Source organism: Corynebacterium kroppenstedtii DSM 44385, from assembly GCF_000023145.1.
In the GTDB taxonomy this organism is placed as follows: Bacteria; Actinomycetota; Actinomycetes; order Mycobacteriales; family Mycobacteriaceae; genus Corynebacterium; species Corynebacterium kroppenstedtii.
Genome location: NC_012704.1, coordinates 277,177 through 287,787 on the forward strand (window position 1 = coordinate 277,177; position 10,611 = coordinate 287,787).

At 55.0% G+C, this 10,611-nt stretch carries 7 protein-coding genes; 6 read left to right on the forward strand and 1 reads right to left on the reverse strand.

From position 1 onward, the window contains the following. Window positions 1–55: 55 nt before the first annotated feature. From CKROP_RS01105 to glf, 5 genes are all read left to right on the forward strand, one after another. A complete protein-coding gene (locus tag CKROP_RS01105; RefSeq protein ID WP_041628720.1) occupies window positions 56–1,708 on the forward strand; it encodes a sodium:solute symporter family protein in 1,653 nt (550 codons plus the stop codon). Window positions 1,709–1,810: 102 nt separating this feature from the next. Further along, on the forward strand, window positions 1,811–2,113 hold the full coding sequence (locus CKROP_RS01110) for a hypothetical protein (RefSeq protein ID WP_012730903.1): 303 nt from the start codon (window positions 1,811–1,813) through the stop codon (window positions 2,111–2,113). A 70-nt stretch (window positions 2,114–2,183) separates the two neighbouring features. Continuing rightward, window positions 2,184–3,398 (forward strand): galactose-1-phosphate uridylyltransferase, encoded by a 1,215-nt coding sequence (gene galT / locus CKROP_RS01115; RefSeq protein ID WP_052292438.1) that lies wholly within the window; start codon window positions 2,184–2,186, stop codon window positions 3,396–3,398. Next, window positions 3,398–4,774 carry a galactokinase gene (galK, locus tag CKROP_RS01120; RefSeq protein ID WP_012730905.1) on the forward strand — a complete coding sequence of 459 codons (1,377 nt, stop codon included), beginning with the start codon at window positions 3,398–3,400 and terminating at the stop codon, window positions 4,772–4,774. The genes galT and galK overlap by 1 nt, the downstream gene beginning before the upstream one ends. A 28-nt stretch (window positions 4,775–4,802) precedes the next feature. Then, window positions 4,803–6,002, forward strand: a complete 1,200-nt coding sequence (glf, locus tag CKROP_RS01125; protein ID WP_012730906.1) for a UDP-galactopyranose mutase — start codon at window positions 4,803–4,805, stop codon at window positions 6,000–6,002. Between the two features lie 109 nt (window positions 6,003–6,111). Here glf and betA read toward each other — a convergent pair whose 3' ends face one another. Next, a complete protein-coding gene (gene betA, locus CKROP_RS01130; protein WP_041629038.1) occupies window positions 6,112–7,830 on the reverse strand; it encodes a choline dehydrogenase in 1,719 nt (572 codons plus the stop codon). 390 nt (window positions 7,831–8,220) lie between these two features. On the opposite strand from betA, the gene betT reads away from it, so the two are divergent. Beyond that, a complete protein-coding gene (gene betT / locus CKROP_RS01135; RefSeq protein WP_012730908.1) occupies window positions 8,221–10,590 on the forward strand; it encodes a choline BCCT transporter BetT in 2,370 nt (789 codons plus the stop codon). The last annotated feature ends 21 nt before the right edge of the window (window positions 10,591–10,611 follow it).

Consider the following 10,611-nt stretch of genomic DNA (forward strand, 5'->3'; position numbering starts at 1 on the left):
GCGTGAAAAATACATATCGATAATTCAGAAAGAATAGGACACGCGCATGGAGACTATGGTCGCGGCGGAATCTGTGCTCCGCCTTGATGCCAGTTGGGTGGATTACTCGCTGGTAGCGCTCTACTTTGTTTTTGTTTTGGGAATCGGGTGGGCAGCCCGGGCGAGAGTATCGAGCTCGATCGATTTCTTCCTCTCTGGCCGAGGGCTGCCGTCCTGGGTGACAGGTTTGGCTTTTATTTCCGCCAACCTTGGTGCAGTTGAAATCATTGGCCACTCTGCCAACGGCGTCCAGTACGGCATGCAAACAATGCAGTATTTCTGGATTGGCGCTGTTCCTGCCATGGTTTTCTTAGGCATCGTTATGATGCCTTTTTATTACGGCTCCAAAGTTCGTTCGGTCCCCGAATTCATGCTCAAACGGTTCGGGCCGACGGCACACTTGGTCAACGCCATATCGTTTGCCCTGGCTCAGCTTCTCATTGCCGGTGTTAACCTGCTGCTTTTGGCAAAAGTGGTCAATTCGCTTTTGGGATGGCCTCTGTGGGTTACCTTGCTGGTTGCGGCGGTCATCGTCCTGTCGTATATCACCTTGGGCGGTCTCTCCGCCGCAATTTATAATGAGGTCCTCCAATTCTTCGTCATTGTTGCGGCGCTCCTTCCTCTGACATTGATTGGTCTCCATCGTGTTGGCGGTTGGGGAGGATTGAAAGGTTCCCTGAACGCTGAATCTCATTTCCATACGTGGCCAGGACAGGACATTTCGGGGTTTGATAACCCGATAATTTCCGCAATTGGTATTGCGTTTGGTCTTGGTTTCGTGTTGTCCTTTGGTTATTGGACAACAAACTTCGTTGAGGTTCAGCGCGCGATGGCCTCGGAATCATTGAGCTCTGCACGGAAAACGCCGATTATCGGTGCATTTCCGAAGATGCTGATCCCCTTCGTTGTTGTTATCCCCGGTATGGTCGCCTCTGTTCTTGTTACGCCTATTAAAGATGAGACAGCGGAACCCAATGACGCCATCCTTTATTTGATGCGTGATTTATTGCCTAATGGTCTTTTAGGTGTCGCGATTGCTGGTCTTTTGGCTGCGTTTATGGCCGGTATGGCGGCAAACATTTCTGCATTTAATACCGTCATGAGTTACGACATCTGGCAGACATACGTGGTTAAAGATCGTGACGACGAGTACTACCTGAAGTTTGGGCGGATTGCGACGATTCTTGCTGCAGTGATCGCCGTGGGGACTGCATTGGTAGCAATGAACTTCGGCAATGTCATGGATTACCTACAAACGCTGTTTGGTTTCTTTAACGCTCCGCTGTTCGCCACCTTCATTTTGGGCATGTTCTGGAAACGCATGACACCCACCGCTGGTTGGGTAGGCCTAGTGACCGGTACTCTCGCCGCCGTCATCTTCTGGGGATTGTCGTTGGGGTCCGCTCCCGTGGTCAGCCTGCCTGGACAGGGAGTCGCATTCGTTGCCGCGTCGATTGCATTCGCGACGGATATTGTCGTATCGATCCTTGTGACGATGGTGACAAAGCCGAAACCGGATGAAGAATTAGTGGGCTTTGTCCGTTCTGTCACGCCGAAAGCCCAATTGGTGGACACCACGGAAGCAGAACAGCCGTGGTATCACCGGACCGTCCCATTGGGGATAGTGTGCTTGGTTTTGGTCATCGCTCTGAACATCGCATTCGCATAATCGAGGAACGTGATGTGCGAATGATGACAACGATGTCGTGCCGAACGATAAGCAAAATAACTAGTTATAGCTGGACGAGAAATAAGAAAGGCGCTAAATACGATGACTGAGCACACATCAACTCCCGCGAGCGCACCGGAGAAACACAAGGCTGGAGCTTTTGATATCCGGACTGTGATCGCGATTTTGTTGGGGATATACGGCCTTGTTCTTGTGATCTGTAGTTTTGCACTCGATCCAGGCACGAACCCAGATACCGGAGCATCAAAATCCGCAACAGACAATTTATGGGTCGGAATTGGGTTGCTTGTCGTTGCCGGTGTTTTTGTGGCGTGGGCAAAACTCAAACCCATCATTGTCGACGAATCAAAGATTGTTCACGACGACGAACCCGGCGTCGGGTAACGGTGATTCTCCGGTTAAATAGTGACTTGTACTAGCTGATTCGGAACATGTGATGGACTCAGAACAGCAAATGAATTCCGTAAGTGGTGAAAGATTGAATAAGAATTCGGATCATCCGTATTCAGTAACGTCGATGACGCTGGCTGACGGAAGGGAACTGATTTATTTTGACGATGACCCGGAGGTCCTCAACGGGTCTGTGAAACGCACCCTGACAGATTCACGCGAATTGCCGCGCGCGAAAACCGATTCGGAAATTCGGCGTGATCCGCTCTCAGGGGAGTGGGTCGCCTACGCGAGCCACCGCATGAATAGAACATTCATGCCGCCCGCTAATGAAGATCCCCTGGCGCCCACCATTCCGGATCATCTGCCCACAGAGATTCCGTCGCCGGATTATGACGTCGTCGTCTTTGAAAATCGGTTCCCCTCGTTCAGTATGCACATGTCCCGGACGCCGAGCACCGAGGGAAATGATGGGGGAGTAGAGCAGCTCAGTGCCGACGATGACGCGCTCTTGGATAACGGAATGGTTCCCCACCGTCCTGCTGTAGCACGATGCGAAGTCATTTGTTTTACGCCGGACATTTCGGGTTCTTTTAAGGACTTACCTGTTAGCAGAATCCGAACGGTTATCGAAGCATGGGCACATCGGACGAAAGCCTTATCTGCAATTCCAGAAGTTCGGCACGTCTATCCGTTTGAAAACCGTGGTGAAGAAATTGGGGTGACGCTGCAGCACCCTCACGGGCAGATTTATTCCTACCCGGAAATTCCACCGCGTATTCGGAATATCGTTCACTCGTCCAAGGAATACCGTGAAGAAAACGGTAGTGATCTGTTCGATGATCTTCTCTCCGCTGAACTGGAAGAGGGAACCAGAATTATTGATCGCACCGATCATTTCGTCGTTTTCGTTCCTGCGGCCGCGAAATGGCCATTAGAGGTCATGGTCATGCCACTGCGTTCCGTACCAGATTTCGACGCATTATCCCAGGAAGAGCGCGCAGATCTCGCACCGTTGTTGAAGAAGCTCTACACCGCCGTCGATAAGTTTTTCGATGGAGTTGAGCGAACACCATATATCGCGTCTTGGAATCAAGCGCCCACCGTGCCGGAGGATCGTGATTATGTTCGGCTCCACCTTCAATTGTTCTCCCTCATGCGGTCGCCACATAGGCTGAAATATTTGGCGGGCTCCGAATCCGGAATGGGATTCTGGATTAACGACACCACCCCCGAACGCATTGCTCAACGATTTAGAGAAATATGGGACGACAAATAATGACAGATTCGCACGCGGAGCCAAAAGACCAATCGCAGGCAAAAACCTCACGCACGCCACATGATCCCGAGGCAATCCGGTGGGCCGAGGCCCGCAGCGATCAACAACTTATTGCCGACGCCACGACATTGTTTACCGAGACGTTCGGGGGCACGCCCGATGGCGTGTGGGCTGCTCCTGGCCGCGTGAACCTCATTGGTGATCACGTCGATTACGCAGGTGGAGTGTCCATTCCCTTCGCATTGCCACATGTCACCACCGTCGCGGCGCGTCGACGCACCGACGACACCATCTCGATTGTTTCTCTTCCGCCGGGCGCCGCAACGGAATCCGGAGATGCCGTAACGGGGGTAGAGGATAATAGTTCCTCGCCCACCCATCCCGAGGCGCTCCGCACCACCGTGGAACTCGCGGATATCGGCCTAGGTCATCCCGCCGATTGGTCCGGTTACGTTGCGGGACCTATATGGGCTGGCCACCAGAATGGCGTGATATCTTCATCCAACCAGCATGACAATGGGTTGGACCTCGCCATCATTTCCGATGTTCCGCTGGGATCAGGTCTCTCAAGCTCGGCGGCTTTAGAGTGCTCCGTCGCACTAGCCGCCCGTGAGCTCGCCGCTCCAGGGCAGCCCCTCGACCAGGCGGCCTACCAACTCCTCATCGATGCCGCGATCCGCGCAGAAAATGACGTCGTCGGAGCGTCGACAGGCGGGCTAGACCAGCGCAGTTCCCTCCTAGCGACAGCAGGCCACGCCTTAGCCATTGACTTCCGCACCAACGTCGTCAATCAAGTCGCGTGCGACGTCGAATCCGATGGGCTCGCGTTCTTGGTAGCCGACACCAACGCGCCCCACTCGCTGTCCGACGGACAATATGCCTCGCGACGAGGCGTTATCGACGGCGTCACGTCCCACGCCGGTGCGTCCACTCTCCTCGACATCGACGATCCCATCGCCGCCGCAACCTCCTGGGCGGACACCGATGAATCCACGGTCACGCCCGACGTTGCACGCGTGCGCGTCCAACACGTCATCGACGAAACCGCCCGCACCCGGCGCGCCCAAGATGCTCTGAACAGCAAGAACTGGAAAGAATTCGGGCGGCTCATGAACGAGAGCCACGAATCCCTCCGCGACCTCTACGACGTATCCACGCCGGAACTGAATTCCGCCCGCGATGCTGCCCTCGACGCAGGTGCCGTCGGCGCCCGCATGACCGGCGGGGGATTCGGCGGAAGCATCATCGCGCTCGTCCCCACGGACCGCATCACCGCGGTTGCGCAGGAAATTCACCAGCGCACCGTCGATAAGAAATTACCGAACCCCACATTCTTGGCAATCACCCCGGCGGCGGGTGCTCGGCGGCTGGTGTAACCCGGCGAACGAAAGATAAGCTTTAACCGTGACTGTCACCTCGAACACTAGTGAATATGACCTCTTTGTGGTCGGATCTGGATTCTTCGGGCTCACCATTGCAGAACGCATGGCAAGCGCCGGCAAGAAAGTGCTCATCGTAGAGAAACGCGAGCATATCGGCGGAAATGCCTACTCAGAAGCCGAGCCGGAGACGGGCATTGAGATCCACAAATATGGTGCCCACCTGTTCCACACCTCCAATGAGCGCGTGTGGAACTACGTCAACCAATTCACTGACTTCACCAACTACCAGCACCGGGTGTTCGCCATGCATAAGGGCACGGCGTACCAGTTCCCCATGGGGCTCGGGCTGATCAACCAATTCTTCGGGCGCTACTACAGTCCCGACGAAGCACGCCAGCTCATTCAAGACCAGACCGACGGGTTGGATCCGGCAAAGGCGAAGAACCTGGAAGAGAAAGCGATTTCGCTGATCGGGCGGCCGCTGTACGAGGCATTCGTGCGCGATTACACCGCCAAGCAGTGGCAAACCGACCCGAAAGAACTGCCAGCGGGGAACATTTCGCGGCTTCCCGTGCGGTACACGTTCGACAACCGATACTTTAACGACACCTACGAGGGGCTTCCCGTCGACGGATACACCGCCTGGCTGGAACGCATGGCCGACCACGACAACATCACGGTCCGGCTGAACACCGATTGGTTTGAGGTTCGCGACGAACTGCGCGCGGCCTCGCCCAACGCCCCCGTCGTCTATACCGGGCCACTAGACAGGTACTTCAACTACTCCGAGGGACGCTTGGGATGGCGCACCCTCGATTTCGAAACGGAAGTGCTCGATACCGGAGACTTCCAGGGCACACCGGTCATGAATTACAACGATGCCGATGTGAAATACACCCGCATCCATGAATTCCGCCACTTCCACCCCGAGCGGAAAGACCGGTACCCGCGCAACAAAACGGTCATCATGAAGGAATACAGCCGCTTCGCCGAGAACACCGACGAACCGTACTATCCCATCAACACGCCAGAAGACCGCGACAAACTGCTGGCTTACCGTGACCTTGCGGCGAAAGAGGCGCACGATCACAACGTTCTCTTCGGTGGCCGCCTGGGCACGTATCGCTATCTGGATATGCACATGGCGATTGGGTCTGCCCTGTCCATGGTGGATAACAAGTTGATGCCGTTCTTCGAGGATGGCCAGCCTATCGAAGCGTAGGGGAGCCCGAGGATAAAAGTCATCGGGCGGCGACCGGGTACATTCCCAGTGCGCCGCCCGATAAATCTCAGTCTAGCTGTCTATGCAGCTACCCACGTAGCCCAGCTGCCTACTTCTCCTGCTCCGGCGGATTGAGCGGATCACCACGCTTGACGTGGTAGAACGGCGTCTCATCAGCGGCAAGAGGAGTCTTCCCGGCAATAATATCCGACGCCTTTTCAGCGATCATCATCGTCGGCGCGTAGATATTGCCATTCGGAATCGACGGCATGACGGAAGCGTCGACAACATAAAGACCATCGGTGCCGTGAATCTGCATGGTAGAGGGATCGACCACCGACATCGGGTCGCTCTCCGGCCCCATTGCGCAGGTGCAGGACGGGTGTAGCGCGGTCTCAGCGTCATCCCGAACCCACTCGAGGATCTCCTCATCGGTCTGCACCGCAGAGCCGGGGGAAATCTCCCCGTCGGTGTATTCCTTCATCGCCGGGGTATCCAGCAGTTTGCGTGACACCTTGATAGCTTCAACCCACTCGCGTCGGTCCTGCTCCGTCGACAAGTAGTTGAACAAAATGTCCGGCTTGGTATCCACCGTCGGCGCAGTGATACGCACATACCCGCGCGCATCCGAGTACATCGGGCCAACGTGGAACTGGAATCCGTCGTCACCCTCCGGCTTGGTGCCGTCATAACGCATAGCCAGGGGCAGGAAGTGGAACATGAGGTTCGGGTAGTCCTCGTTCTCGTTCGAGCGCGCGAACCCGCCAGCTTCGAAATGCGACGTAGCCACGGGGCCCTTATGCGTCGTCAACCACTGCAAACCCAGCATCGGCCACCGCCACTTATCCAAGTAGCGCTGAGCAGAGACAGGCTTGGTGCAGTTGTACTGGACATACACCTCAAGGTGGTCCTGCAAATTCTCGCCGACACCCGGCAAATCCTTGACGACGTTGACGCCAACCTTGTTCAGCAGATCCTTATTGCCGACGCCGGACACCTGCAGAAGCTGCGGCGAATTGATTGCCCCGCCACACAGGATCACTTTGTCCGCGCGGACCTGGTGAGTGCGGCCATGCCAGTAGTACTCGACGCCCACGGCCTTCGTCCCCTCGAAGAGAATGCGGCGAACGTTCGCACGGGTACGGAGCTCCAAGTTCTCGCGATCCAGGACGGGGTGAAGGTACGCGCGGGCCGCGGACAGGCGACGACCGCGATCAATATTCGCGTCGAACGGGCCGAAGCCTTCCTGGCGGTACCCGTTCACATCCGGCGTGTAGTTATAGCCCGCCTGCTCGATGGACTTGAAGAACGCCTTGAACAGGGGCGATGTTGCCGGGCCGCGCTTCATGCGCAGGGGGCCATTGTGCCCACGGAGGGGATCGTCATCGGGGGAGCCCAACGCCGTTTCCATCCGCTTGAAGTAGGGGAGGCAGTACTTCCAATCCCACTTCTCTAGCCCATCGCGCTTGCCCCACTTCTCATAATCCATCGGGTTGCCGCGCTGGAAAATTTGCCCGTTAATCGACGACGAACCACCGACGACCTTGCCGCGGGCGTGGTAGATCCGGCGGCCATGCATCTCCGGCTCGGGGACGGACTCGTATTCCCAGTCGTAATGCTTATTGCCGATGGGGAAAGAGAATGCGGACGGCATGTGGATGTAGAGATCCCAGAGGGAGTCATTCCTCCCTGCCTCCAGCACCATGACCGACGTCGAAAAGTCTGATGACAGCCGGTTAGCCAACACTGAACCGGCGGAACCAGCGCCCACGATGACGACGTCGCGGTGTTCCACCGTTGAACCGGACTTGGGGAAAAGCTTGCCAATCTTTGAGCCAGCCGATGCGGCTGCGGACTCCAGCCGAGAAGCAAACGAACTCACGTAGAGATCCTCCTTGCCTAGAATGCATACGTAGGGCGCCGATGCGGCGCGTGATGGACATGGACATCGGGAACCATGGCAGCAAAAATAGCGCGGTAGAAATAGTGCAGCTTATTTTCGCGCACATTTTGGCCGTGAATCCCATTGATAATGAGTGATCAGATTATCAAAAATAGACGAAAAAACCAAGTTGAAAATGTGTATTTAATACCCTGAAAAAGCGTTTGAACAGTAGCTATGCATATTGTGAAAACTCTTTTGAAATGTGACCGACTACATTTTCTATCTAAATTGTTTATACTCATACGGTCCCAGAAAAACTGAAGGAAGAGACGCATGGGCCGATTGGAGAGTTCTATTTCAGCCAGAAAGACGTCGACAATCCCTGACCATGAGGACGCGGACGACAATGACGCCGACAATGGCACAGGGAAAAAAGACCCGACGAAAAATCAGGTAGCCGGTGGGTCTCAACCAACCAGGACCGTAGACCCGCCGGATGTGAACTGGCCGGTGTTTATCATTTCCGGCGTTCTCATTATCTGCATTGCACTGTGGGCGATACTGGCACCCGATAACGCACTGTCCGTGCTGACGGACATCGTCGGAACAGTGTCGAAGAATGCTGGATGGTTCTATATCCTCACCGCCACGGTGGCTGTGCTGTTCATGCTTGGCGTTGCCATCACCCGTGCAGGCCTCATCAAACTCGGGCCGGACCATGCGAAACCGCAGTTCGGCCTTTTCTCTTGGGCATCGATGCTTTTTGCCGCAGGTATCGGCATTGACCTGCTATTCTTCTCGGTGGCGGAGCCGGTTTCTCAGTATTACCACCCGCCATCAGGTGATGGTGAGAGTATTGAAGCCGCACGTCAGGCCGTTGTTTTCACTCTGTTCCACTACGGGATCACAGGGTGGGCCCTTTACGCTCTGATGGGGATGGCCTTCGGATACTTCGCGTACCGCCTGAATATGCCTCTATCCATTCGATCGGCGCTCTACCCACTCATCGGTAAGAGGATTCACGGACCCGCCGGCGATGCCGTCGATATTGCGGCCATGTTAGGCACGGTTTTCGGTGTTGCTACATCATTGGGTATCGGCGTTGTTCAGCTCAATTACGGGTTGAAGGTCCTTTTTAACTTTCCCGAAAACTTAGGCTGGCAAATTGGCTTGATCGTGTTAGCCGTTGCGGTGGCCACGATTTCTGCAGTATCCGGTGTTGATAAAGGAATCAAACGACTCTCAGAGATCAACGTGCTCCTCGCTATCGGGTTGATGCTTTACATCCTGGTCACAGGCCGAACAGCTTTCCTCTTCGATGCCTTGGTTATGAATGTTGGCGAATATGTCTCGAAGTTCCCCGGCATGACGATGGACACCTACGCCTTCTCCGGTGCTCAGGAATGGCTGAACTCATGGACGCTGTTCTTCTGGGCATGGTGGGTGGCCTGGGCCCCCTTCATCGGCCTATTCCTGGCGCGCATTTCGCGTGGACGCAGTTTGCGGCAGTTCGTTGTCGGTACGATGTCCGTACCATTTTTATTCGTCCTGTTATGGGTGTCCTTTTTCGGGAATTCCGCTCTGGATAAAGTTATTCACGGCGATAGCGATTTTGGTCATATGGCCGTCGATAAACCAGAGCGCGCGTTCTACCTCCTGCTCAATCAGTATCCGGCAGGCATGGTTGTGATGGCGGTAGCGTCGCTGATCGGTCTGTTGCTCTATATCACCTCTGCAGACTCCGCGGCATTGGTCATGAGTAACTTCACGTCGAAAATTACGGATTCTCAGCAAGACGGACGGTCATGGTCCCGTATTTTCTGGGCTGCCGCCGTCGGTGTTCTCACCATATCCATGCTGTTTGTCGACGGTATTCCCGCGTTGCAAAACGCAACGATCATTATGGGATTGCCATTCGCCATCGTCATGTATCTCGTGATGTACAGCTTGTTTAAGTCATTGCGTTTGGAACTATTACAATCCAAATCGAGTGCACGTGCTCTACATGGCGCAATGTCTAGCCGTGCTGCGCCTGCGGAAGCGGGAATGAACTGGAGGAAACGCCTCAACCGAGCCATGTCATTCCCGTCATATGCGCAGGTGGAAACATACATTGACAAGGTCGCTGCCCCTGCTTTGGACAAGGTGGCGAAGGCATGCAAGGAACGCGGCGCAGATGTTGAGTACACCCGGTCAATCGTCGAAGGACTGGGCTTGGCTCAGCTTGACTTCCGCGTGAAGTTTGGGAGCGACAAAGACTTCCGCTACCAAATTTATCCGACGCAGTATCCGATGCCGTCGTTTGCCGGCCGCATTCATCTGGATAGCGACAGTGAAGAACTGTATTACCGGTTGGAAATCTTCACCCTCACCGGTTCGCTGGGCTATGACGTTTATGGTTATACGGAATCTCAGCTCATCGAAAACGTTTTAGATTTGTATGAGAGGCATATGGAATTCCTTCACCTTCAATCCGATCTCCCGGGCGGTTCCGACTTGTCGGATAACGCCGATCCGGTCGTCGAATGGGTGGATGATTATTCCGACTATGCTGCGGACAGTGCCGCTACAACAGGCAGTTCTGTGAGAAGTGAAAAACAAGGGGAAGCGGATCCGTCGGCCTCCACGGAGGAATCGACCACAGCTGATCACTCTTCCTCAGCATCATCACAGAGTTCAGCCTCTCCACAAAACGAAAAATAACGATCACGAGAAAGTGAGTGC

Bases quoted from the DNA above. Each gene is read 5' to 3' on its own strand.
- CKROP_RS01105 (WP_041628720.1), top strand. From the start codon at position 56: ATGGTCGCGGCGGAATCTGTGCTCCGCCTTGATGCCAGTTGGGTGGAT.
- CKROP_RS01110 (WP_012730903.1), top strand. From the start codon at position 1,811: ATGACTGAGCACACATCAACTCCCGCGAGCGCACCGGAGAAACACAAG.
- galT (WP_052292438.1), top strand. From the start codon at position 2,184: ATGAATTCCGTAAGTGGTGAAAGATTGAATAAGAATTCGGATCATCCG.
- galK (WP_012730905.1), top strand. From the start codon at position 3,398: ATGACAGATTCGCACGCGGAGCCAAAAGACCAATCGCAGGCAAAAACC.
- betT (WP_012730908.1), top strand. From the start codon at position 8,221: ATGGGCCGATTGGAGAGTTCTATTTCAGCCAGAAAGACGTCGACAATC.